Annotated in this window: 27 protein-coding genes and 2 pseudogenes; 7 read left to right on the top strand and 22 right to left on the bottom strand. The window is 45.0% G+C overall.

The features are described from left to right. Positions 1–4: 4 nt before the first annotated feature. The 12 genes and pseudogenes from ERX35_RS02200 to bshC all read right to left on the bottom strand — a co-directional run bounded on the left by ERX35_RS02200 (position 5) and on the right by bshC (position 13,175). Complete coding sequence (locus ERX35_RS02200; RefSeq protein WP_149458265.1) at positions 5–655, bottom strand: YggS family pyridoxal phosphate-dependent enzyme; 651 nt, start codon at positions 653–655, stop codon at positions 5–7. After that, the gene (gene pgeF / locus ERX35_RS02195) at positions 645–1,433 is read right to left on the bottom strand and encodes a peptidoglycan editing factor PgeF (RefSeq protein ID WP_246143099.1); all 789 of its coding nucleotides are present in this window, start codon (positions 1,431–1,433) and stop codon (positions 645–647) included. The genes ERX35_RS02200 and pgeF overlap by 11 nt, the downstream gene beginning before the upstream one ends. 259 nt (positions 1,434–1,692) lie before the next feature. After that, positions 1,693–2,647 (bottom strand): annotated as a pseudogene (gene ftsZ, locus ERX35_RS02190) (cell division protein FtsZ); the annotation flags it as partial. Positions 2,648–2,895: 248 nt separating this feature from the next. Beyond that, positions 2,896–4,045, bottom strand: a pseudogene (gene ftsA, locus ERX35_RS02185) (cell division protein FtsA); the annotation flags it as partial. A gap of 174 nt (positions 4,046–4,219) precedes the next feature. Further along, on the bottom strand, positions 4,220–5,122 hold the full coding sequence (locus ERX35_RS02180; protein ID WP_149458262.1) for a cell division protein FtsQ/DivIB: 903 nt from the start codon (positions 5,120–5,122) through the stop codon (positions 4,220–4,222). Positions 5,123–5,133: 11 nt separating this feature from the next. Continuing rightward, entirely contained in the window at positions 5,134–6,474 is a 1,341-nt protein-coding gene (murD, locus tag ERX35_RS02175) for a UDP-N-acetylmuramoyl-L-alanine--D-glutamate ligase (protein WP_149458261.1), read from the bottom strand. A 1-nt stretch (position 6,475) separates the two neighbouring features. Further along, positions 6,476–7,444 (bottom strand): phospho-N-acetylmuramoyl-pentapeptide-transferase, encoded by a 969-nt coding sequence (gene mraY / locus ERX35_RS02170; protein ID WP_149458260.1) that lies wholly within the window; start codon positions 7,442–7,444, stop codon positions 6,476–6,478. A gap of 34 nt (positions 7,445–7,478) precedes the next feature. Continuing rightward, on the bottom strand, positions 7,479–9,716 hold the full coding sequence (locus tag ERX35_RS02165; protein ID WP_149458259.1) for a penicillin-binding protein: 2,238 nt from the start codon (positions 9,714–9,716) through the stop codon (positions 7,479–7,481). Further along, positions 9,703–10,080, bottom strand: coding sequence for a cell division protein FtsL (gene ftsL, locus ERX35_RS02160; RefSeq protein ID WP_149458258.1), 378 nt, complete (start codon positions 10,078–10,080; stop codon positions 9,703–9,705). Before ftsL ends, ERX35_RS02165 begins: the two co-directional genes overlap by 14 nt. 11 nt (positions 10,081–10,091) lie before the next feature. Then, positions 10,092–11,027: a 16S rRNA (cytosine(1402)-N(4))-methyltransferase RsmH gene (rsmH, locus tag ERX35_RS02155; protein ID WP_149458257.1), complete on the bottom strand. Its 936-nt coding sequence runs from the start codon at positions 11,025–11,027 to the stop codon at positions 10,092–10,094. A 10-nt stretch (positions 11,028–11,037) separates the two neighbouring features. Then, a complete protein-coding gene (gene mraZ / locus ERX35_RS02150) occupies positions 11,038–11,469 on the bottom strand; it encodes a division/cell wall cluster transcriptional repressor MraZ (RefSeq protein WP_149458256.1) in 432 nt (143 codons plus the stop codon). Positions 11,470–11,627: 158 nt separating this feature from the next. Beyond that, on the bottom strand, positions 11,628–13,175 hold the full coding sequence (gene bshC, locus ERX35_RS02145) for a bacillithiol biosynthesis cysteine-adding enzyme BshC (RefSeq protein WP_149458255.1): 1,548 nt from the start codon (positions 13,173–13,175) through the stop codon (positions 11,628–11,630). Between the two features lie 136 nt (positions 13,176–13,311). On the opposite strand from bshC, the gene ERX35_RS02140 reads away from it, so the two are divergent. Then, on the top strand, positions 13,312–13,767 hold the full coding sequence (locus ERX35_RS02140; protein WP_149458254.1) for an N-acetyltransferase: 456 nt from the start codon (positions 13,312–13,314) through the stop codon (positions 13,765–13,767). Positions 13,768–13,817: 50 nt separating this feature from the next. Here the strand turns inward: ERX35_RS02140 and rpmF are convergent, their stop codons facing one another. Together rpmF and ERX35_RS02130 are read right to left on the bottom strand one after the other, a co-directional pair. Beyond that, positions 13,818–13,991: a 50S ribosomal protein L32 gene (gene rpmF, locus ERX35_RS02135; protein ID WP_149458253.1), complete on the bottom strand. Its 174-nt coding sequence runs from the start codon at positions 13,989–13,991 to the stop codon at positions 13,818–13,820. Positions 13,992–14,022: 31 nt separating this feature from the next. After that, positions 14,023–14,535, bottom strand: a complete 513-nt coding sequence (locus ERX35_RS02130; RefSeq protein ID WP_149458252.1) for a YceD family protein — start codon at positions 14,533–14,535, stop codon at positions 14,023–14,025. Between the two features lie 123 nt (positions 14,536–14,658). Here ERX35_RS02130 and ERX35_RS02125 point away from each other — a divergent pair, with 123 nt between their 5' ends. Then, positions 14,659–15,750, top strand: coding sequence for a nucleotidyltransferase (locus ERX35_RS02125; RefSeq protein WP_149458251.1), 1,092 nt, complete (start codon positions 14,659–14,661; stop codon positions 15,748–15,750). On the opposite strand, the gene coaD is transcribed toward ERX35_RS02125, so the two are convergent. Together coaD and rsmD are read right to left on the bottom strand one after the other, a co-directional pair. Next, positions 15,738–16,226, bottom strand: coding sequence for a pantetheine-phosphate adenylyltransferase (gene coaD / locus ERX35_RS02120; protein ID WP_149458250.1), 489 nt, complete (start codon positions 16,224–16,226; stop codon positions 15,738–15,740). The genes ERX35_RS02125 and coaD overlap by 13 nt on opposite strands. Beyond that, positions 16,216–16,761, bottom strand: coding sequence for a 16S rRNA (guanine(966)-N(2))-methyltransferase RsmD (gene rsmD, locus ERX35_RS02115; protein ID WP_149458350.1), 546 nt, complete (start codon positions 16,759–16,761; stop codon positions 16,216–16,218). Before rsmD ends, coaD begins: the two co-directional genes overlap by 11 nt. A 38-nt stretch (positions 16,762–16,799) precedes the next feature. Between rsmD and ERX35_RS02110 the strand changes: the two genes are divergently transcribed. Beyond that, the gene (locus ERX35_RS02110) at positions 16,800–17,189 is read left to right on the top strand and encodes a DUF7147 family protein (RefSeq protein WP_149458249.1); all 390 of its coding nucleotides are present in this window, start codon (positions 16,800–16,802) and stop codon (positions 17,187–17,189) included. On the opposite strand, the gene ERX35_RS02105 is transcribed toward ERX35_RS02110, so the two are convergent. Next, positions 17,172–17,417, bottom strand: a complete 246-nt coding sequence (locus ERX35_RS02105) for a DUF2129 domain-containing protein (RefSeq protein WP_149458248.1) — start codon at positions 17,415–17,417, stop codon at positions 17,172–17,174. The genes ERX35_RS02110 and ERX35_RS02105 overlap by 18 nt on opposite strands. Positions 17,418–17,503: 86 nt before the next feature. Between ERX35_RS02105 and ERX35_RS02100 the strand changes: the two genes are divergently transcribed. Continuing rightward, a complete protein-coding gene (locus ERX35_RS02100; RefSeq protein ID WP_149458247.1) occupies positions 17,504–18,421 on the top strand; it encodes a glycerophosphodiester phosphodiesterase family protein in 918 nt (305 codons plus the stop codon). Between the two features lie 53 nt (positions 18,422–18,474). Here ERX35_RS02100 and ERX35_RS02095 read toward each other — a convergent pair whose 3' ends face one another. Together ERX35_RS02095 and ERX35_RS02090 are read right to left on the bottom strand one after the other, a co-directional pair. Further along, positions 18,475–19,056, bottom strand: a complete 582-nt coding sequence (locus tag ERX35_RS02095; RefSeq protein ID WP_149458246.1) for a class I SAM-dependent methyltransferase — start codon at positions 19,054–19,056, stop codon at positions 18,475–18,477. A gap of 12 nt (positions 19,057–19,068) precedes the next feature. Continuing rightward, on the bottom strand, positions 19,069–19,497 hold the full coding sequence (locus tag ERX35_RS02090; protein ID WP_149458245.1) for a YlbF/YmcA family competence regulator: 429 nt from the start codon (positions 19,495–19,497) through the stop codon (positions 19,069–19,071). A 55-nt stretch (positions 19,498–19,552) separates the two neighbouring features. On the opposite strand from ERX35_RS02090, the gene ERX35_RS02085 reads away from it, so the two are divergent. Beyond that, complete coding sequence (locus tag ERX35_RS02085; protein WP_170234507.1) at positions 19,553–20,044, top strand: PaaI family thioesterase; 492 nt, start codon at positions 19,553–19,555, stop codon at positions 20,042–20,044. Here ERX35_RS02085 and ERX35_RS02080 read toward each other — a convergent pair. After that, positions 20,019–21,083, bottom strand: a complete 1,065-nt coding sequence (locus ERX35_RS02080; RefSeq protein ID WP_149458243.1) for a CAP domain-containing protein — start codon at positions 21,081–21,083, stop codon at positions 20,019–20,021. The genes ERX35_RS02085 and ERX35_RS02080 overlap by 26 nt on opposite strands. Before the next feature lie 123 nt (positions 21,084–21,206). On the opposite strand from ERX35_RS02080, the gene ERX35_RS02075 reads away from it, so the two are divergent. Together ERX35_RS02075 and ytvI are read left to right on the top strand one after the other, a co-directional pair. Next, positions 21,207–21,566, top strand: a complete 360-nt coding sequence (locus ERX35_RS02075; protein WP_149458242.1) for a YugN family protein — start codon at positions 21,207–21,209, stop codon at positions 21,564–21,566. Between the two features lie 46 nt (positions 21,567–21,612). Further along, the gene (gene ytvI / locus ERX35_RS02070) at positions 21,613–22,662 is read left to right on the top strand and encodes a sporulation integral membrane protein YtvI (RefSeq protein WP_149458241.1); all 1,050 of its coding nucleotides are present in this window, start codon (positions 21,613–21,615) and stop codon (positions 22,660–22,662) included. A gap of 35 nt (positions 22,663–22,697) precedes the next feature. Here ytvI and ERX35_RS02065 read toward each other — a convergent pair whose 3' ends face one another. Next, positions 22,698–23,159: a DUF420 domain-containing protein gene (locus tag ERX35_RS02065; protein ID WP_149458240.1), complete on the bottom strand. Its 462-nt coding sequence runs from the start codon at positions 23,157–23,159 to the stop codon at positions 22,698–22,700. An 8-nt stretch (positions 23,160–23,167) separates the two neighbouring features. Further along, complete coding sequence (ctaG, locus tag ERX35_RS02060) at positions 23,168–24,121, bottom strand: cytochrome c oxidase assembly factor CtaG (protein ID WP_149458239.1); 954 nt, start codon at positions 24,119–24,121, stop codon at positions 23,168–23,170. Positions 24,122–24,207 lie beyond the last annotated feature (86 nt).

Here is a 24,207-nt window from a genome sequence, read left to right as displayed (position 1 = left end):
CCTCCTACCCGACAAGCTTTGTGCCAATTCTAATAAATGTCGCACCTTCTTCTGCAGCAATCAAATAGTCATTGCTCATACCCATTGACAGCTCAGTACATGGTGCATTGGACTGTTTCAAGTCCGCTACTTCATCTTTTAATGTTCTTAAAGCGGCAAAGCAGCTTCTCAGTTCTTCTTCGTTGTCCGAGAAAGGCGCCATCGTCATCAAGCCGACCACTTCGATCTGTTGAAATGCTTTTAATGACTGCACGAACGGCACGACTGCTTCCGGCGCCATCCCGTGCTTTGATGCTTCTCCGGACACATTTACCTGTACGAAACATTTAACGGGATGATCCGCACGTTTTTCGATCTCTTCAGCCAGTGACCATCTATCCAGCGAATGCAGGTAATCAATCGAATTGATCACGTCTTTCACTTTTCTCGTCTGCAGCGAACCGATGAAATGGAAAATCCCTTCCGGCAGCGCCTCTTTCTTAGCTAGAAATCCTTCAACTCTGTTCTCTCCGAAGTGAGTGACGCCGGCATTTAATGCTTCCTTTGCTCGGTCTATTGTAACATATTTTGTGACTGCAATTACAGTAGGACGACTGCTGCCTGTTCTTGCAGCTAGTGACTCATTGATTGTTTTCAAATTTTCTTTAACTGTCATGTTCATTCCTCGTTCCTATAAATGCAAGCATCCGGCCTGTATTGCCGCATTCCGTCCGATAAGAAAAAAAGTCAGGGTGTTCTGCTGTGCAATGTGCTGAAATCCATATATTCTCCGGCTTAACTCCGTGAAATAGGGCGATTTCCCGGTTCAGTGCCTTTAAGTTGATCTTATAATGCCCGCTGTCCTTCCGTTCAAAGAAAGGTGCTGTGTCAAAGGGCAGCGCGTTGAACTGCCTCCTGATATCTTCGTTCACTTCGTAGCAGTCCGGACAGATGGACGGTCCGATGATGCAGACGAGTTCTTCAGGATGCGTCACTTCTTTAATCAGTTCTCCTGTGACCATGCCGAGCGTTCCCCGCCAGCCCGCGTGACCGAGCGCTGTAAACGAATCGACTAATGAATAAAGATAGACGGGCACGCAGTCTGCAAAGCACATCGTCAAGAGAACATCTGCTTCTATCGTCCAGAGCCCGTCATAACCATGCAGGTCACCAGTCAGTTCATCAATATTGGTTCCCCGGTGTTCGGCAGTCACTTGAGCAATCCGGTTGCCGTGCGTCTGAACCGGAAACACCCAGTTCTCACGCGGCACACCGATCGCCTCAGCAAGCAGCTGCTGGTTATGAACGACATTAGCCGGCAGGTCATCGATATAATGCGCCATATTCATGGCGTCGGCCGGGTAAGCACTCACCCCGCCGTTTCTCGTCGTGATTCCGATCACTCTGTTATTGTCGACAGCCATATGCAGTGGTTGAGTATCGAATAGTTCCACCGTATCCTCCTATGAAAAAAGCCGGGACGTTTGTTCCCTCCGAGAGGAAATAACGTTTGTCCCAGCTTCATGCATTATTATTATCTTCTTGACCGGCGTGAACGCGTACGGTCACGTAAGAAGCTTGGTACATCAAGATCTCCATCGTTAGTTGACTGTGGTTGTGACTGCGGCTGTGATGGTTCTGGACGCTCCTCTTTAGTCTCTCTTACAGGGTTTTGACTGAAAGATGTCTGTGGTTTCACTGAGCGGGCACTCGTTTTTTCGTTGAAGCCAGTCGCGATGACCGTCACAACAATTTCGTCCTGCAGTTCAGGATTGATGACTGTACCAAAGATCATGTTCACGTCTTCGTCCGCGGCATCCTGCACAATATTTGCTGCTTCCTGAGCTTCAAATAGTGATAATGATTCGCCGCCGGTAATGTTCATCAGAACCCCTTGCGCACCAACGATAGACGTTTCAAGCAGTGGAGAAGAAATCGCTTTTTTAGCGGCTTCCATCGCTCGGTTCTCACCAGATGCCACGCCAATTCCCATCAATGCTGATCCTTGGTTAGACATAATCGTCTTGACATCGGCGAAGTCAAGGTTCACTTCACCGGACACAGCGATTAAGTCTGAAATCCCTTGAACCCCTTGACGTAATACATTATCCGCCTCTTTAAACGCTTCCATCATCGGCGTTGATTTGTCAACGATATCAAGCAGTCGGTCATTCGGGATGACAATCAATGTGTCGACCGCAGCTTTCATTGCTTCTACACCTGCTGCCGCCTGAGTCTGACGTTTACGGCCTTCAAATGAGAACGGACGTGTCACGACACCCACTGTCAACGCGCCCATCTCTTTAGCGATTTTAGCGACAACCGGTGCTGCACCTGTTCCAGTACCGCCGCCCATGCCGGCAGTGACGAAGACCATATCAGCGCCTTGAATGGCATCTTCAATCTGTTCACGTGATTCTTCGGCAGCTTTCTTCCCGATTTCAGGATTAGCCCCCGCGCCAAGACCACGCGTCAGTTTTTCACCGATCTGAATCTTTGATGAAGCTTTTGATAAGTTAAGTGCCTGGCCATCAGTATTAATCGCGATAAATTCTACATTGTTCATGCCATGTTCAATCATTCGGTTGACCGCGTTGTTACCGCCGCCTCCGACACCGATGACTTTGAGTGTTGCTAAATGGTTAAACCCTTGTTCAAATTCCAACATTAATATTTCCTCCTATACTGTAATGGCCGTCTATTCAAATAATGATTTCATAATTTTTTTCATCATACTTGGTTGTTCTTCGTGTGCTGCTGATTCATCTGAGTGATTTTGTCTATCATTGTCAACAATGACCGTTTCACCGGGTTCGACATTGACCTGGCTTTTTCTTTTGAAGAAGCCGTCCAGCCGATTTTGTTTCGGCTTTGATCCTTGTTCAACATGCACTTCTTCTGCATGCGTTTCATGATTATTAATTGTAACATAATCAAGAAGCTCATCAAAGTTAATGCCGCTTGAAATCATCGCGATGCTTGATGAGAACTCAGGCTTTCTGATACCCATCTGAACTGGTACATGAACTCTTACTTTTTCATTGACCATGTCCATCAGCAGCTCTTTCATTCCAAGCATATTGGCAGAACCCCCTGTGATGACGAAGCCGCCGTTGATCTTATCAATTCCCATGTCCTGAAGTAAATCAAAGACTTCCTGGAATATCTCCTCGACACGCGCTTCAATAAAGTCACTGAGTTCCTTCTGGTTGAATGCCACTTCCTCGTTGCTGTCGTTCTGGACGACGTGGAAGACGTCCTGTTCAGACGCAAGGTCGAAAAATGCATGACCATACTGCTCTTTGATTTTCTCCGCTTTATCGTACGATGTATTAAGCGCCTGTGCGATATCTGCTGTAATATGAGCGCCTGCAACCGGAATGCTGTCCGCATCGACAAGTGTACCGCGTTCATAGAACGCTACTTGTGTCAGCTGGTCTCCGATGTCGATGACACAGGCCCCAAGTTCGACTTCTGTCGGTGTCAGTATATGCTTGTAGTTATAGGCATCTGAGTAGACGTCCAGCACTTCAACACCGCATGACTCCACACATTTCAATGTGTTGATCAAAAGTGAACGGTTAGTCGTGATGACACCTGCATCTACTGCAAGACTCTGCGTCGCCACCATATTTTTAGGGTCGCTCACTTCATGGATATCATCGACTCTGAACAATTTCGGATATACCCCGATAATCTCAATGTCGCTTGCCGTATTTTTGCCGCGGATGTTTTCAAGCACTTCTTCAATATGTTCACCGTGTATTTCCGTTGATTCTCCATTAAAAGAAATTTCATTCGTCACATCATGTATTTCTGTATGGATGATCGGCATTTTTAAGAATACTTCCTTGATATCTACGCCGGAAGCAATCTGCGCCTTTTTAATCGTATCTTTAATCGCATGCTGTGCAACATCAAAATCATCGATGACACCGCGTCTGATTCCATCCGTGAAAGTTTGTCCTGTGCCTATCACATTGATACCGTTATGAAATTTCTCACCGACAACCACTTTCACGCTTGCTGAGCCAATATCTATGGCTACATAATAATGCTCTTCCATTAATAGGCACCTCCAAAACACAATTTATACTATTACACACTAACATTAGTTTACATGATAGCTATCGTCATGTGAACTATAAAACAAATATATCGTTAATTTTAATCAATTCTTATAATAACTATTGAGCGGCTGATTTATCGCTGCAGCCTGCTGATTATGCCGGCGCTGTTTTTATGATGAAGCTTTTTTTGATTTTGTGCGGATGGCATCGAGCTGTTTCTTCAGTTCATTGATAGACTGCTCAAGTTTCTGATCTTCTCTTTTCTTTCTCGCTGCCACTTCACTTTCCATTTCAAGGCGCCGCGTCTCTGCTTTTTGCGATTCATAAGGAATGAACACTGCGCCTACTTCAAGATCGATAATACCAGGCTTCACAAGATTGCCGTTCTGGTCCCGCGGCACATTTTTTGCCATGCCGGGATAGTAGTCAAGTTTGTCGCCGAGCGTCCTTAAATCCCCGATAACTTCAAGACCATCATTCATAAACAGCTGAACGCGTCTGGATGCTTCCTGGTTCGGCACAAAGTTAATTTCGGAGATGGCGTTGACAATAGCAGGATTGGTCTTGTTTAAAATAGTCACCAGCTGCTGCCGTTCTTTTCTGCCGAAATCCGAGACGACAGGCGCAGTGCTGCTGTCAATATTATTAATGGACTTCAGTACCTGGCCGTTTTCCAGCAGCGGATTGAATCCGCTGCCGTCAGCGACTACACCCACTATAGCATATTCTGTAATATCCACAGACAGTTTGTTCGGGAAATGGCGGTGAATCTCAACTTTTTTAACGCCATCCTGCATTTTTAAGTTCTGTTCCATCTTGCTGACGGGAAGCGAATAGATTCTGTCTTTCGGCGACAGATTGATTATTTGTTTCACTTTGCTTTCTGTGATGAGCTGGGTCTTGTTGATGGTCACCTTGCCGACATAACTGATACTCGTGAACATATACAGCAGAATCAATGTCACAAGTACAACGACTGCTAAAAAAATCCCTAGCTGCAGCCGATGCCGATTTCTACGGTTTTTTGTCCGACCGTTAAAACTTGTAGATTTCACCACATTTGATTCAGCCATTCTATCACCTGCTATCCCATCTTCTTAACTTGCTGGATGAACTCATCACCGCGTACTTCATATGTGGGATACTGATCCCAGCTGGCACAGGCCGGGCTTAACAGGACGACTTGTCCCGGCTGTGTGAAGTGCGCGGTTTTTGCTGCGGCATCTTTGACATCCTCGCATACTTCGTAAGGAATAGCATGCTGCTGCGCAAACGCAATCAGTTTAGGTGTCGTCTCACCGAAAATATACATGCGCTCAACGTTCCCCACATGATGATCCAGATCCTCAAAGCCATTGCCGCGGTCGAGACCGCCGCACAGCCAGTGCACACGCGCTTTGAACGCATCAAGTGCGAACGTTGTTGCCAGTGTATTAGTCGCTTTCGAATCATTGTAGTACTTCACACCATTAATTGTTGCGACGTACTGCGTGCGGTGCTTAATACCTTCGAATGTAGTCAGCGTAGCGATGATTGCTTCATTGGTGATACCGGATAATTTACAGACAGCGATACTTGCGAGAATGTTTTCAAGATTATGTTTGCCGGGAAGAACGACCTGCCCGACAGAACAGATGACCTCACCTTGGAAATAAATATGGTCATCTATAATATAGGCGCCGTTCGTCTCATGGTCCGGTGAGAAATAGCTGACTTGACTATGAACCGGAAAGTCTTGCAGCAAATGCCGCTGTGCATCGTTAAAGACCAGGTAATCTTCTGCCGTCTGATTCTTAAAAATAGTCATCTTAGCCTGGACATAGTCATCCTGTGTCCCGTGATAATCAAGGTGCGCTGAATAAATATTAGTGATAACCGCAATATGGGGTTTATACTGACGGATGCCCATCAGCTGAAAGGATGACAGCTCTGTGATCATCGTATCCATAGGGCCGGCTGTTTGCGCGACTTTTGACGCGACAACTCCGATGTTGCCACTTAACAGACCTGTTTCAGGTGAATGACTGAACATGTCGCCGATTAACGATGTCACTGTCGTCTTGCCGTTTGTGCCGGTGATTGCAATCGTCGTTCCTTCATTGATCTGATAGGCAAGCTCCACTTCAGTAATAATGGGTATATTTCTGCTGACAGCTTCCTTGAGCAGCGGTACATGGTAAGGAATACCTGGATTTTTGACGATGAGTTCGTGCGTATCAAGCAGTGTCAATGGATGTTCTTTATCTATCACTGTGACGCCCATCTCTTTCAGTTCACGGGCGTCTTGATTGTCAGTCAAGTCCTTCCCGTCATTGACCGTCACCACTGCACCTAAGCGATGAAGTAGTTTTGCTGTTTCATAGCCGCTTTTTGCCAGACCGAGGACCAGTACATGCTTCTCTCTGTAATCTGTAATGTTTTTCATGTTAGTTCACTCCTAAATAAATTCCGACGGCACCGGTAATCAGACCGGCAAGCCAGAACACAATGACAATCTTCCATTCGCTCCATCCACCCAGTTCAAAGTGATGATGAAGCGGACTCATACGGAAAATTCTTTTCCCTGTTAATTTGAATGATGTGACCTGCAGCATCACTGACAGTGTTTCAAGGACGAATACTAAGCCGATGAAGAGCAGCGTGAGTTCTTGATTCAGCATGATGGATACAGTCGCAATCACACCGCCGAGCGCGAGCGAGCCGGTATCACCCATAAATAGCTTCGCCTTATATTTATTGTAGATCAGGAAGCCGCATAAACTGCCGACAAGAATCATCGTAAACACACCGATACCGAACGCCTGCTGATACAGGGCAATCACCGCATAACAACTGAAGGCGATAATCGATAAGCCGGTTGCCAGTCCGTCGAGACCGTCCGTCAGATTGACTGCGTTCGAGAAACCGACCTGCCAGAAAACAATAAATACAATATAGAACAAGCCGAGTGGAATACCCATGTCAGTGAACGGCAGATTGATCGTTGTGTTCAATGCAAGCAGTCCTAATGATTTGCTGACGATATAAAACAGCACTGCGATTAAAATCTGGAATAGAAATTTCTGTCTGGAAGTCAGGCCTTGGTTATTCTTTTTGACCACGATGATGTAATCATCTACAAAGCCGATCAGCCCGAATCCTAAAGTGACGAGCATCAACAGCATGATCGGTCCTCTATCTTCAACAAACAATAGGGCGATGAGACTGATGACAAGCGTACTGATCAGGAATGTCAGGCCGCCCATCGTCGGTGTGCCGCTTTTTTTCATATGACTCTGAGGACCTTCTGTTCTGATGGACTGACCGAACTTCATTCGTTTCAGCAGCGGGATGAATAAAGGAACTAAAATTGCTGTTAATATAAACGCAGCAAGCGCGTAGGGAAATGTCTGCATGATTATGGTCGCGACGTAACGTCGCATTCTCCTTTTAATTTTGTTTTGCTTTTTCTGCTTCAAGTTGTTTCTTTAATGCATTCTCTTCATCTTTCTGGTTGGCATCAATAATATCATCGTAGGCCGGTGACTGTTTCAGCGGATCAAGCGAATCCATTTTAACGACAACCGCTTCGCCTTGTTTAATAATTTCACCTTGCGGAACAGACTGCTTGACAACGTAACCGGAGCCATCAAACTTCACCTTGATACCGGTCAGCTGTTCAAATTCCAGCAGTTCACGTTTGGACCAGCCTGAAATGTCAGGCATCATCAAGTCACCGTCTGTCGCAATGAACACTTTATCGCCGAGCAGCATCGTCTGACCTGCTGCCGGTTCAGAAGCAGTGACCGTTTTACCTGAGCCGATCACAACAGGTGCGACAGACTTACTTTCAAGAGCTGCCTGCGCTTTTTCTACAGGCATACCTGCAGTAGCAGGAACTTTAGTCGTCAGCGGCTGGTTTTTCTCTTTGCCGTTTTCAACATCCAAGTATTTCAGTGTGTTTTCCATCAGTGGTTTGTAGCCTTTCGAAACACCAATATTGTAAGCTTCCGCTGCATTTTTCTGTGCGAGTGACATCGCCATGTAGACGATGACTTTAGGATGATCCGCAGGCGCATAGCCCATGAAACTCAGTAAATACGGATTATCGCCCTGCACATAACCGCCGTGTTCTGTGTCCGGCACTTGGGCGGTTCCTGTCTTGCCGGCAATTTGGTAGTCATCAATACGGTAGTTATAAGCATGCATCTCTGAGCCGTAGACGACACTCTTAAGTGCTTTCATCGTTTCTTTCGCGGTCTGCTTTGTGACCGGTGTGCCGACTATCGTCTTTTCCCCTTGATACATCACTTTCTTATCTCCATTAATAGACTGGACGTAATACGGCTTGAGCATTTTGCCGCCATTGAGAATCGCTGTTTCAGCCTGCACCATCTGAATAGGGGTCACAGTTGTGGACTGGCCGAAGGCTGACACTTTACGGCTTAATGGATCGCCCCAGGAAATATTGCCGGTCACTTCGCCGTCAAACAGTGAATTCGTCGTCTTGCCGAAACCGAATTTTTCGTAATACTCCTTCATCTTCTTAATACCGACCTCATCCTGCAGCTTCATCATCAGAACATTGGAAGAGAGCTGGAAGCCGTGGTTCTCTGTGATCCTGCCCCACCCTGTCTTGTTCCAGTCATAAATCTTCTGGCCTTCTATTGTCCGGCTGCCTGACTTATATTTTTTGTTCGGCTGATACTTGCCTTCTTCTATCGCAGCAGCGAGACCATATGTCTTAAACGTAGAACCCGGCTCATATGTATTCTGGAACAAATCGTTCTGCCATTTGACGCCGAAGTTTTCACGCGTCTCGGGGTTGAAGGTCGGCCGCTGACTGTACCCGAGGATCTCTCCTGTTTTTGCATCAGCGACAACCGCAAATAAATCTTTCGGCGCATAGCGCTTCACCATCATATCAAGTGAATCCTCGACGAATATCTGGATGTTCTTGTCAATGGTCAAGTGAACGTCATCTCCGTCGACTGCCGGCGTGACATTCCCGGAATTCGGCAGGACATACTGCCATATATCCTGCTTATAAGTTGTTTTACCGGCTTTACCTGATAAGTAGGAGTCAAATACTTTTTCTGTGCCGAGCATTCCTTCGATCTTATTGGTCTCAGAATTTTTCTCAGCATAGCCGATTAAATGTGAGGCAAAATTGCCGTTCGGGTAAAACCGTTTCTTCTCAGAGAAGAAAGTGAGTCCCGGGAGATTCAGCGCCTCTATTTTTTTCTTCTGATTATAAGTTAAATCTTTGCCGGCTTTACCGAATTCAACCTGGAACACTTTTTTTGTCATCAGCCGGTTATACACTTCTTTTTTCGGCATATCGATGATTTTACTCAGGGCAGCAGCTGTCTTTTTCTTATTCACAACATAAGCGGGCGACTTATCTGTGTTGACCATGCGCTTATCAAGCACAGCAACAAGTTTGAAGGAACTGATGTCCTGCGCGAGCACTTCACCGTTCCGGTCATAGATGACACCACGCTTCGGCTGATTGATAATATTTCTGGCATATTTCTCACTGGCTTTAATAGATAAATCCTGTCCCGACGAATGCCCGGAAATCATTACATACGAGTATCTAAAAATCAATAGAAAAAAGAGCAGTCCGAATAACAATACTAAGAGGACTGCTCCTATTTTGTTTTTTTTAATCTTAATTGCTGCCATCTTTTTGCACTACCTTTACGTTATCATTGTTCAAGCTCAGCCCGTAAGCTTTCGCTTTACTATAGATACGTTCGTAAGATGATTGTTTCATTGCTTCAGCGTTTAATTCTCCGTTAATGCTCTGCTGATGGATTATTTTACTGTCTGTTGCTGCAATTTTTACATTCATGTCATACGCATCATACTTTAAAGATAGCATATAAACACTGACCAAAGCAATCAATGCTACAAGCGCTAAATAAATCAGCTTCTCTACTTTAGAAAGCGATACAACATGGGTTTTTGCTGTAGCTTTCGTACTGCTGCCTTCATATGTGTCATAAGCTCTTTCATACGCATTACTGCCTATGTATTCTGCTGCCATGTTGTCACCCCTTATTTTAATACTTCTGCGACGCGTAGCTTCGCACTTCTTGCCCGGTTATTTTCAGCTAATTCTTCTGCTGTTGACTCAATGGCTTTTCGGTTGACTCGTTTGAGTTTAGGTTGATATTCGTCGGGGATAACGGGCAGGCCTCTAGGTACTTCAGGCCCTCTTTCATATTCCAGGAACAACTGTTTACATATACGATCTTCCAGTGAATGGAACGTGATGACTGAAATTCTGCCACCTTTTTTTACTGATTGGATGGCTTGCTCAATCGATGATTCAAAAGCGCCCAGTTCATCGTTGACCGCTATGCGTATGGCCTGAAAGACTCTTTTAGCCGGATGCCCGCCCTTGCGCCGAGCCGGTGCCGGGATGCTATCCTTAATAATATCGACGAGTTCGATTGTCGTTTCAATAGGTTTCAGTTCTCTTAATTTTTCAATGTTTCTTGCAATCTGCTTGGAAAATTTCTCTTCGCCATAACGGTAAAAGATGCTGACAAGTTTTTCATACGGCCAGTCATTGACCACTTCATAGGCAGACAGTTCCTGCGTCTGGTCCATTCTCATATCGAGTCTTGCCGCGTTGTGATAGCTGAAGCCGCGTTCTGCTTCGTCCAGCTGTGGACTTGATACGCCGAGGTCATATAATATGCCGTCTACTTTATCAATATTCAATGAATCCAGAACTTCCCGCAAGTTTCTAAAATTGTTCTTGACGAGCGTCACTTTATGCATATGATCTTTCAGGACATCAGATGCATTATTCAATGCTTTGTCATCTTGATCGATCGCAATCAAACGTCCTTTATCGGACAGCTGACTGACAAGATAAAGACTATGGCCTGCACCACCTAATGTGCAATCGACATAAACGCCGTCTTCTTTAATATCCAGCATATCGACTGTTTCACGCAATAATACGGTGATGTGATGGAACATAATTTACCTCCTAAAAATCCAGATCAATCAATTCTTCTGCTATTTCTTCATAATGCTCTTCAGTTTCTTCATAAAATGTCTGCCATACAGCTTTATCCCATATTTCTATGCGGGACGATACACCGATGACTACACATTCTTTCGTTAATCCAGCATATTCTCTCAGATGAGATGGAATGTTGATTCTTCCTTGTTTATCAAGGTCTACTTCAACAGCTCCGGAAAAAAACAATCTCATAAATTTACGTGCATCTTTTTTAGTGATGGGAAGTGTCTTTAACTTCTCTTCAATCTTCTGCCATTCGGCAATCGTGTATCCAAAAAGACAGTTGTCAAGGCCGCGAGTAATAACGAAATGTTCTGATAATTCATCACGGAATTTTGAAGGAACAATGATACGTCCTTTAGCATCCAGTTGATGCTGATATTCACCCATGAACATATCTATCACCCTGCCTTAAATATAATTTACCACATCGCCCCACTTTGTACCACTGAAAAATAAAATTTTCACAATATATTATTTATTAATTAAATAATACAAAAAAAAACCATTTCGACATTTGTCGAAATGGCTGGAAAGTATTGATGGCTATAGCGTTATAACTCAATGACAACTTGTCCTGTCGTATACACGAGTTCATCAGAAATTTTAGTAAATATGCATAAATCCGTGTCATTGATCAGCTGCAGCGGATGCCATGTCCGCTCCTGCAGACCGCCTCTTGGATTTAAGTGCAGCTCTATCTCCTTGAAGTGGCGCAGCACAATCTCATTCTTCTGTCTGAGTTCGCGCTGATAAGCCTTTCTGAAGTAATCGAGCTGTTTTAAATGATGCTCAAGATTGCTGCCAGCGATCACTTGAACCTGTTTCGTCTCGGCCAGCTCTGTTATTTCGCTGAACACAGTGGTCAGCTGCTGCTCAAGAGCGTCAACTTTTACAAGCAGCGCCTTATTCGCCTCGTCCGCCAGAAACTGCTCCTGCTGATGCTGCATGCCGTCCGTTAAAATAGCTGATATATTCAGTTCATACTGTTCGAGCAGCTTCTGAATACGCCGGTTAATATATGTTATTCTCATCCGCGGAATTAATATGGGCAGAGGACGATCTAAGTACGCAAACACATCAGCCAGTTCATTCCAGTATTTAATCTCGGACGGTCCACCGATGAAACAGAGCGTGTTGAACATTAATTCCTGCATGACCGGGCGAGTCACTACGTTGTTCGAGAACAGTTCAGGCTCTGTATCAATGAGCCGCAGCAGTTCATCCCGCGTGAATGTCACGTCAGATTTATTCAGCACGAACTTTCCTGCTGTAAAATTCAGGAGCTGCCGCTGATTGTCATATTTCATGAACAGATGGACATTGGAATTTGTCTCAATCATCTGCTGCTGCCCGCCGGCAACGGATTTCTTCTGACCGGCGATAAATGCCGCATGAATCGCTTCGTGATGCGTCAGCATATACTTGAACGTTTCTTTTTCAAGACGACGGAATGCAGGATCATTACTGTCAATCAGCAGCAGGCCACTCTCCTTAAATAGTTCGTGAATCAGCTGCTTCACTTGATCGGTCCACGCATTCGGCAGCTCTGAAAGCAGCTGCTGAATCTGCCGGGTGCGTTCCGTCTCCTTAAGCTTTGACATGAACTCATGAACCGTACTGTGTTTTTCTTCGTCACTCAGCATAAAGTCGGAGACGGAAGTCTCCACCTGCTGCTTCGTCGCGACTTTTACTTTATTCAGTCTGACCTGACTATCATCATAAAGATAAGCATGATTGACTTCGCTGAAATCATGGTCTTCTCCTGCAATCCAGAACACTGGGATAACCGGGCGATTCAGCTGATGAGACTGTTCTCTTGCGAGCACGATAATAGAAATAATTTTATGTATGGTATACAGCGGACTGATAAATAACCCCGCCTGCTGGCCGCCGATAATCACTGGTGCTCCTTCTTTAAGCGCTGTCAGGTGATTGTCCTGCTGCTTCGTTATACCAAGCGGCTTCATGTAATCTGCAATAATGTCAGCCAGCTGCTGTGTATGCGGATGGGATTTGACTGCTGCACGTTCTTTGAACAGATGCTGAGGAAATTCCTCATGGTAACTTTTCTCGTGGTCATTGACCGTTAGTATCTCCATTGCTGATACTCCTTCACGTTATTCTTACAATAGTATAATAACTTTAAAACAATAATACAATATTCCGGCTTGTTATGAGTGAATTCACATCGCTATAATGTAAACAAGGTTATAATATGAACAAGGAGTGATGATGATGACAGAAGTCACGAAACTAGAAATCAACTATAAGACAGCGGATGACTTTAAGAAGTTCAGAGAAGTCGGCAATCAGGAACTATGGATGGTCAATGAGCTTGAAGGCAATATGATGGATGCTGATATCGAATCCCCATTCTATGGTATCTATGTCGGAGAAAATCTTGCAGCACGTATGTGCCTGTTTAAGAAAGATGATGTGAACAACGACTACTTCAGCGATGCGACGGACTATCTTGTACTCTGGAAACTTGAAGTACTCGAGAAATACCAGCATAAAGGTTACGGCAGACAGCTGCTCGATTACGCCAAAACATTCGGGCTGCCGATTAAAACAGCGCCGCGCTTACAGGCAGCGCCGTTCTTTATCAAGCAGGGCTTTGTACCGCTTGAATATAATCTGGAACGCGACCTGAATGAGAATGTTTATGTCTGGTACCCGGCTGAACAGTAATCTTGCGGCCCGCAAAGTAAAAACCCCTTACAGCGTAAGGGGTTTTATCATTATTTAGCGACGACTTCTTTACCGTTATATGAGCCACATGACGGGCATACACGGTGAGATAATTTCATTTCGCCACAGCTTGAACATTCAACCATGCCAGGTACTGAAATTTTGAAGTGTGTACGACGTTTTCTTTTAGCTGTTTTAGACGTTCTTCTTTTAGGTACTGCCATTCTTTTCTCCTCCTCTACTTGAGACTGTTCGTTAAGACTTGCTATCAAGTAAATCTTGCAGTTTCGCAAATCTCGGATCAACTTTAGGTGTATCTTCCTGGGTTAACTGATCCTCAGCAACAACTTCCCAGCCATTGCCCTGCGTTAATGACATTTCAACGTCATCTTTAACGACACGGGCCGGTTTATTCAATACAACCAGTTCTTCAACGACAGGCTTAATATCGATCATGCCATTAATCATTTCATGTCGATTTAATTCCTCATCAAGATTAAATTCATTCATGTCAAAGATTTCAAGGGATTCAATATGAATCGGCACTTCTACCGGCTCCAGTGTGCGGGCACAGCTCATTGTATAGCTGCCTGTGATCACTAAATCAGCGTAAACTTCCTTAGTTCTCGTCGTTAACTGCCCTTCAACATGGATAGTGGATAAATCAATTAACTGAAGACTTTTAATAAGATGTGGAAACTCCATATCAGTTTCAAAACTTAACGGCGCATCCTGGTGTTTCCGAAGTTGTGTCATTGACCATTTCATAGGTTTCACCTCTTACAAACACAAAATTTATTTTAACTTTAAATATAGTTATTTGTCAAGATTTTTTCTTAACAGTTAATTTTGATACAATCAATATTATAAACTTAAAAGGCGGGAATATCAATGAAGTCAGTCGCTATCATTTCTGAATACAATCCTTTTCATAACGGCCATGCCTATCAGGCCGAACTCGCCCGCGAGCAGACAGGAGCGGATGTTGTCATCGCCATTATGAGCGGTCAGTTCACGCAGCGCGGCGAACCGGCCATCGTCAATAAATTCATCCGGGCTGAAATGGCGCTCTCTGCTTGTGACCTCATCGTCGAGCTGCCGCAGTTCTATGCCCTGAGCTATGCCAATGACTTTGCTTCAGGCGGCATTCAGGCCGCTAAATTACTGCGTGCAGATGCACTGTCGTTCGGCGCAGAAGAGCCGGACATCGATAAGCTGACGGCTGCTGTCGACCTGCTGACAGAGCCGAGTGCTGTCGACCGCGGTAAAAGTTACGCCATGATGATGGGTGAAGAACAAAGAGACTATTTCTCGCCGAACAATATCCTTGCCATGCAGTATATGAAGGCGGCACGACAGATTAATCCCGGGCTGCAGCTTGTCCCGGTTCAGCGTATTGATAGTTCTTATCATGATACAGAGATCAACGGACGGATCGCCAGCGCAACAGCAATCAGGCGTGCCGCGCTGCAACATGAAGACGTTACCCGCACTGTGCCGAGCTGGACCGGCAGGCTACTGCTGTCAGAACAGCTGCTTCAGTGGGAACAGTTTTTCGAGATTTTGAAATACAGACTTCTTACGTCAAGCACAGACGAGCTGCGCGCTATTTATATGATGACGGAAGGACTGGAAAACCTGCTGAAAAAGCATATAGTAGAAGCAGCGACATTCAGTGATTTTATGTCCCGTATTAAGACGAAGCGTTATACTTATACACGGCTGCAGCGGCTGCTCTGCTACGTCCTGCTCAATATCAAGACTTCAGAGCGCTATCCCGAAGTCAGCGCTGTCAGAGTGCTCGCTATGAATGATAAAGGAAGGCGCTACTTAAAGACACTGCCGGGCGAACATTATTATACGATGACCAATAAAAAGAACGCACCGCTTTTTCATCTTGAAATTAAAGCGACACGTCTTCATAATTTAATAAGCGGCAGCGGGATGACCGACTTTAACACGCCGGTGATTTACCGGTCCTGATATTTTTGTTGCAGTGCTTCCGCCACTTGAAGCGGCACGATATCACTCACGTTACCACCGAACTTGGCTACTTCCTTCGCAATGCTCGAGCTGATGAATGAATACTTGTTGTTCGTCATCATATAAAGCGTTTCAATGTTGTCGTTCAGTTTTTTATTCATGCTCGTCAGCTGCATTTCATATTCAAAGTCACTGACTGCCCGTAGTCCTCTGACAATTGTTTCTGCTCCGATTTTCTCGCAGTAATCAATCAGCAGGCCTTCGAAGTAGCCGACATGGACATTCGGCAAGTCTTTAGTCACTTCTTCGATCAGCTGCACCCGCTCTTGAATCGTGAAGAAACCGGTCTTATTTGTATTGCGCAGCACAGAGACATGCACTTCATCAAAAAGTTTGGCGCTGCGCGTTATAATATCCAGGTGGCCAAGCGTAATAGGATCAAAGCTTCCCGGCACTACTGCTTTTTTAATTGTCATTTGTATTACCTCTTAATATTGTAATTTTGATGGAACCATAAACTTCTTCTTTGATGCGTTCAAAAGAGCGGCAGTCTACCAGCTCCTCCTTGTCACACTCGCACATGATCAAGCCGTCAGCTGCCAGCAGCTCATACTCCTCAATCAGTGCGAGCGACTGATTGAGAAGCCCTTTACGGTAAGGCGGATCAAGAAAAATGAGATCAAACTGCAGGCCGCGCTTATTCAATGCTTTCAGTGCTCTGAAAGCATCATTGCGATACACTTCTGTAGGTTCTGTCACCTGCTCCAGATTGTGTTTGATAGCTTTTACCGCATCCATGCTGCCATCAACAAAAATCGCCTCATCCAGACCGCGGCTGAGCCCCTCGATGCCGAGTCCACCGCTTCCGGCGAACAAGTCAAGGCCTCGACCGGACAACGGGCCGAGTATGTTGAAGATGTTTTCTTTTATTTTATCTGTCGTCGGTCGTGACGTCATGCCCCGAGCGGCAGTAATCTGTTTTTTCTTGTATTTTCCTGCGATGACCCGCATCATTCCACCTACTTAATCTATAATAAAGGAGCACTATCATGTCACAATCATTTATCAAACTCGGCGATGGCTACAGCGATTTCTTTGAGCTTGAGGAGCTCATCAATTATAATCACGACAGAATTCATAAAATTGTCTGTCTGCATACGACCCTCGAACAAAAACCGAAGACGAGCGTACTGCTCATTATGAAGCCCACCCGGCAAGGAAATTTCCAAGGTATTTATTCTATCTTCGAAGCCATCCCTTACCCTTATCCAAAAAGCAACAAGCGCTTTGATTTTATCAAATCATGGGCGGCCGGGCAATCTCTGCCGCTCGCTGAGCTTGAAGTGAAGGCGAAGCATCACTTCTTTGAAGATGCGCTCTACTTCAATTATTTGACCGGCGTGCTGAGGCTGCAGCGGCTGTTACCCCCGATGCGTTGATTCATAACTCCGTTCCAGCGAACTGTACGGAGAGATCTGCACGTCCACCACATACTTAAGCTTTGCCAGCTGTTCCAGCACGTCATCCGTCTTCTCTTTATCGATATAGAGGGACAGCCATTTGTCTTTTTTGCTGGAATAGACAATATGGCCGAACTTTCTGATCTGCCGTTCATGTTTCGGACTTTTTAAATATACGATTAAATGTGTTCGTTCAATAATATTCATTGTAAAAACCTCGTCTCACAGTTTCTTTAATAGTATCATTAACTTTAGTAAAATATAAAGCATCAAAATATGAAGGAGGCACTATCTTGAATAAAAAAAGAACGATAGCAGCATTGGCAGCGGTCACGGTATATATGGGCGCCACCGCAGCCATGAAAGCGATGATCAAGCCGCATAAAAGAGCGGTCAAGCCTTATTTCAGCAGCCGCTCACCTTACATCTTTGCGCACCGCGGCGGCATGCAGTTAGCTCCAGAAAACACGATGGCTGCCTTTAAGGAAGCGAAAGCCTTTCAAGTCGACGGCTTTGAAATCGACATCCGGCTGACTCAGGACGGAGAAATCGTCGTCTTCCATGATGCTTATGTGGACCGTGTTTCCGACGGCTCCGGAAAAGTATCAGAACTGACGCTTGAAGCATTGCGGTCGCTCGATGCCGGCTATCATTTCAAAGATGTCTATGGAAATCATTCGTTCAGAGGTCATCATGACGCTAAAATCGTGACATTGAAAGACTTGATTGAAGCATTTCCCGGCATGCGTATCAATATAGATATAAAAGACGCGCCGGACACTACAGCCGGCAGACGCGTACCGTCCCAACTGTATCAGCTGATTGATGCGCTCGACGCATTTGACCATGTGCTGGTCACAAGTTTTTATGCTGAACAAGTGCAGCGCTTCAAACATTACGCACAGGACCGTGTCGCAACGGGAGCAAGTCAGACTGAAGCCGCTAAAGCATTCCTGCTCTTTAAACTCGGACTCGGTCAGCTGTATCAGCCGGCGATTGACACATTCCAGCTGCCGGTGCACTACAGCGGCATCCGACTGGATAATCCCCGTTTCATCAGCTACTTGCAGCGCTATAACATAGCGGTCGGATACTGGGTGATCAATACCATTGATGAAATGGACGACCTGCTCACTAAAGGCGCTCATACGATTGTCACCGACCGGCCGGACCTCGCTTATCATTTAGTACAGGAAAAATACAGGAAGTAATGTGAATCCCCCCCTCGCGTGCGAGGGGGGTATTGCACGGCTGTCCTCTTCTTTTATATGAAGCGCTTATCCTCCAGTGCTTTCACCCGGTAGATCGTAATCAATTTATAGTTGATTTTCTCTTCAATGTAAAGACCGTTTGCTTCTATGACACTGCTCAGTGACTGACCGACTCGGTCATACAAGTAGATGACCCCCTGCTTTTTGAGCACGCGCCTCAGTTCGGCCGTGATGGCACTTTTGTGATACAAAGACTGAAAAGGCACTGCAACTATCGCATAGTTCACTTTCCGGCTCTTATAAGGAATATGTTCAGGTTCAAGCAGCTTATAGGAGAAATGGGGATATAGATGAATGGCAGACTGCATCAGTCGCGGCGACTGATCCACATAGTAACCTTTAATCCCCCGCTCTTTATCTATACGGCTCAGTATACGGCCGTGATGACAGCCCAGACAGAGGACTTTCGCTTTAGCCGCAATATCATGCTGCTGCGTGATCCACTGTTCAAACTCATGGATCAGTACATTGTGCACAGCCAGCAGCCGGTAAACTTTCTGCGGCGGCAGCGTGATGAATTCGTTCCGTGCCTTCCATTTTCTTCTCAGCTGATCCTGAAACTTTTCCTCATTCATGTCAATCGCTCCTTATGCTGAACATGAACAGCCGCCGCCGCACTGGTGATCAGCTGTAAAGAATGGATTCCCTCTGTCAACTTTAATTTCACTCGATACCGCAGCTGATACGCTCACGATGACTTCATCAAGCAGCGTCTGTAAGGCGGTCTCAGCCTGTTTAGCAGCAGCGACCATTGGATGCAGGTCATAGGCCTTTTTGGCGCGTCTTGTCTCCAGCATGACCTCCATATAGTCCGGATGGTATCTGCCAAAGCGCATCACTTCATCGTAACGTTCCTTCAGTCTGATAAATCGTTTCCTTAACCGCTCAACTTCCGGGTCACATTGCATTTGCAGCGTATTATTTCTATAATTAATATAACTTTCACTGCTGAGAATCATGCGGTTGATGCCTTCTGCATAATCCAGCAGCTCAAAGATAGTCTCATCGTATACCATGGCACACCTCTTCCTGTTTCAGCAAAAATTATACCATAAACTTAAGGAGCATCCTATGCGCGAATTCAAACAGTCTATCGACCTGCAACTAAAAGACATCTTTGAGCGGAACAATCCAGCTGAACTGGCCGCGGTTATGACGCTGCTCTCTCAGTTCGACGGCCGGCCGAAAGACACGTGGCTGCAGAAAATCTATCCTTTTGAGATGGCCTTCTCCGGCGACACCGGCACTCTCAAAGTATCACGGACCGAACTGATGGATAACAGCCTCGGCATTCTGCACGGCGGTATCGTGATGCTGATGGCTGATACACTGATGGGCACGCTGTGCAATGAAGTTGTGCCGGCCGGCAAGCGGGTCGTCACTCATGAAATGACGACGTACTTCACAAAAAAAGGCACGGGTGCTGTCATCTCTGCCCGTGCCGACATCATTAAAAAAGGGTCGACCACTTATCTTGTGACCTGTCAAGTATTCAGTGACGATGACTTAATTAGTTTTGCGACCGGCAGTTTCTTTCTTATTGACCTTCCGCCCGCTCGATGAATACAAGTGACGTATAACCACCTGAAATACCGCCGCCCATTTCGTTGAACTTACTGTTCAGCAGCTGCTCTCTATGTTCATCCGAGTTCAGCCAGCTGTTGATCAGACTCGGCACATCTTCAAAGTTATAAGCGATATTCTGGGCAAAATCTTTATAGTCAATATTCTCATCTTTCAGCTGCGTGCCGATATCATTCTCTACTTGAGTGACTACCTTCCCGCTTTTTCTGCTGAGTTCAGCTACCTGGAACTGAGCGGTATGATTGATGAGTTCATTCGTTGCAAGCGGTTTTCTGCCGTTAATTTCGCGCATGATATTAGTCAGCTCAAACATCGTCAGTACATTATTCGAATTAATTGAGATCTCATCAATTGTATGATCCAGCTGTTGCGGTGTCCGTTCAATGATTTCACCGTTATAGCTCATGGCATACGGCTGCATTTCGACGAGCACAGGTCCGGTCATATACTTCACCGCCATCACTTTGCTGGTCAGCCGGTCAACAAATACTTGGGCATATATATTCCCGTACTGCAGCAGCAGCTGTGTTTTGACATCGACTTCCGACAGTTCAAACCGGTACTTACCTTTAGCGGTCTTTATGACAGGCTCAGTATTGATGGTCGTGCCGTTAAAAATCTGCGCGGCATCCGCTGTAATTTTCAGCGGATATGTGTCAGCGGCTTTACCGGTCGCATAAATCATTACAATCCGCTTCTCTTTCACACCACATATATAATATTTATCGTGAAACTGAAAAATATAGTTGTCATAGCTGTATTTCGACGGATAGATGCGTTTTGGATAGCCGTAGCGGTCTGTAAAGTCATTAATTGACCTGCCGATATAGACACCGATGCCTTTCGTCAATTTCGGGTTGGCCGGCTGTGTGCTGTTATCATTGATCTGTTCCGTCGGCTTCGATACTTTTTTCGGGTTTTCAAGGACATCGAATTTCAGTGACGGTGAATAAAATAAATAGAACAGAAAAACGGCGGCGAACAGGACGGCCAGTAATTTTATCAGAATATTTTTCATAAGCGCCTCCTGGCCTTTTTATCATTATATTATACAATATTTACTCTGAAAAAAATATCTGATTGCAAGCCGCGTCATTTTGTCTTAAAATGAGAAGTGAGCATAACGAGGGAGGATTATTCAATGGTATTTGAAAATTCAGGAATTGAAAATATAGTTGCTGACCAGACATTGATTCAGCATGTAATGAATAAACATGGTTTTAATCTTGGCGGCCATTGGGATTACGAGCGTGTCACATATGACTTGAAATATCAGCTTGAAGAAGGCGTTTATTACTTGCGCATACCTGGCTATGCAGTTGACGGTGATGTCGGTGCGAAAAATGCCACGCTGCAAATGATGGATCCATATTTAGGTAAACATTATTATCCGACCGGTATTGAATACGGTGAAGATGAATACTTCCCTGAAGCAATGGTTGAGCATTGCAAACGTACAATAATGAACGTATATCATGATATCCGTGCTTTACTTGCTTAAGACGTGGTTGCCACGTCTTTTTTATTATTCACTTTGAGGTGCTGGAATGCTTAAAAAATGGCTGACGAAACGAACAATGACTATTGCATTAGTAATCATTCTTTTAGTGCTTTTTGTCTACTTTATACTACCGATCTCTATCCCGCTCATCATCGCCCTGCTGCTGGCTTTGATGATCGAGCCGCTGATCAGACGGCTTGAGCTGAAATTCGGCAGCCGTAAATGGAGTGTCACTACCATTTATTCATTGATACTTGGACTGCTGCTACTGTTCATCTATTTCTTTCTGACTAAGCTGATTCAGAATATTATTCAGCTCGCCACAGATCTACCGGCTAAGATGAACGGGCTCATTGATGCGTGGTCACATATTGAAGCGCGAATCAATACCATTCTACCGGCAAGCGTGACAACCGCAATTAACGACGAAGTACAGAAGTTCCTGCTCTCTATGAGAGATAGCATCGTTAGTTACTTCAATGTTGAAAATATTACCGGCTTCATTTCAGCACTGCCCGAGCTGCTTATTTCAGGACTCGTCTTTTTAGTAGCATTATTTTTGTTCATGCTGGAAATACCGAAAATCAAGCAGTTCTTCAGAAATCATATGTATGACTCGACCTATCAGAAGTCATTATTCGTCTGGAAGCGGATTTCCGGCTCTATCTTCGGTATGATACGTGCGGCATTCATCTTATCATTTATCACCTGGGTGTTCACATTCATCGGCCTGCTGTTCATTACCTTTGAAAATGCCCTCGTGATGAGCCTTGTCATCTGTGTGGTCGATCTGCTGCCGATTGTAGGGGCAACAGGAATCACTATTCCATGGGCGCTCTATGAATACTTTACCGGTGACCATATCATGGCGGTGAAACTGATTGTCCTTTCATTATTCCTGCTCGTGCAGCGAAAAGTGCTGGAACCTAAAGTCATGGGTAACGGTGTCGGCCTCAGTCCATTGCCGACTTTAATTGCGATGTACATCGGTCTTAAACTGATGGGCTTCATCGGCTTCTTCGTCGGACCTATCGTCCTTATCCTCATTCTGACTTTTATTGAATCAGGAGCGATTAAGACTAACTTTAAAATATAAAAAGGCCTTGACATTGTGTCAAAGCCTTTTTATATTTAGTGGCCTAATATCGCTTTAATGACTGACGTTGTTTCTCCGCCGTGATAGAACACATAAAGCAGCAAGTAGACGGCCACACCTGTAATCGCTGTAAAGAACCAGATGACTGAAGTGATCGGCCCGATTTTACGGTGCAGCTTAAGTTTTCCTTTCAGACCTGACCATATATTCACAAGTCCCATAATACCACCGATAGTCGCGAGATTGATATGGAATACAAGAAAAATCGTATAGTAAAGTTTGAGACGATGCGGTCCTCCGAAAGAAGTGTTGCCAATAAAAACCGTTCTAGTGGCATAGATGATAAAGAAGGTCAACGCGCAAATCCCTGCGATTAACATAATCTTTTTATGTGCTTCTATATTGCCTTTAGCAATCTGGTACCATCCAATGGCTACAAAAATCGCACTGATGACAATAAATGATGTACTGATCGTCGGTAAAATTGGTAAGTTCATAAGTTCTCCTATCTGAATTGATTAAAATATGCCTGCTCCTGACGGCGCCGCTCTAAACTTCTCATCGTTGTGTGTTCTTCATCTTTTCCTTCACTGTACTTCCAGCTGAAGAAGACATAGAACAGCATGACGGCAAAGAAGAGCTCCTGCAGTACTTTCATGATGACGCCACCTGTCTGCTGGTCTTCCAGTGAAGACATATTCGTAAAGTACTGAGGCCCCGAAATACCACTTGAAGCCAAAATGTTATCGAGCGTCCCTGATGGCACACATAAACTCATGGCGTTCATCCAGGCTTTAGGATCAGTGTACGTCTTGTACATCGGCTGCTGGGCAAAGATAATGAGTCCGCACGACGGCGTCAGCAGTACGCCGATCATAAAGATAAAGAGCATTTTCTGCAATCCGGAAAGCTGTGATCTCTGCAGCTGGCTGCGATTGAATACTGGGAACCACATCACAAAGGCTGTTACTGAAAGCAAAATCGTATATACTGCATGCAGTGCTGCATTGGTCTTAAGGAAATCAAGGACAACCGGCAGGTGATAGATGCTGAACAGTCCATTGAAGACCACAAGTGCTACGACCGGGCGCGTCATCAGCTGGAACACCGGCTTAATGACCGGACGCGAGATGATGTAATCAACGAAGTAAGCAGGCACAGCAAAATATAGCATCGGAATGACTAATAAATACAGCATTGCCATCTGCAGCATATGGAAGCTGAAGACGATGTGACTGAGCAGATCAATCGGGCCACCTTTTAATAAGTAGATGAGAACGACAGCGATCAGTAATAAGACCGTTTCACTTGCCTTCAGCGGACGATTTCCCGCTATGCCGTGTCTCCATTTTGTTACAGCCATAAAATACAGCACTGTTAAAAACACTACAATCAACAGGTAGTATGGACTCCAGTTCGCCATAAAACCAAATATAGAAATTGAGCTTAAACGACCCATACCATCACTCCATAAAATATTCTCACTTTATTATAAACGATAGCAAAGGTGAGACAAACGGGCAATAACGAAAATTCTATGTCAAT

This window comes from Macrococcus equipercicus, assembly GCF_004359525.2.
Classification (GTDB): domain Bacteria; phylum Bacillota; class Bacilli; order Staphylococcales; family Staphylococcaceae; genus Macrococcus; species Macrococcus equipercicus.
This window is presented reverse-complemented; position numbering and strand designations above follow the sequence as displayed.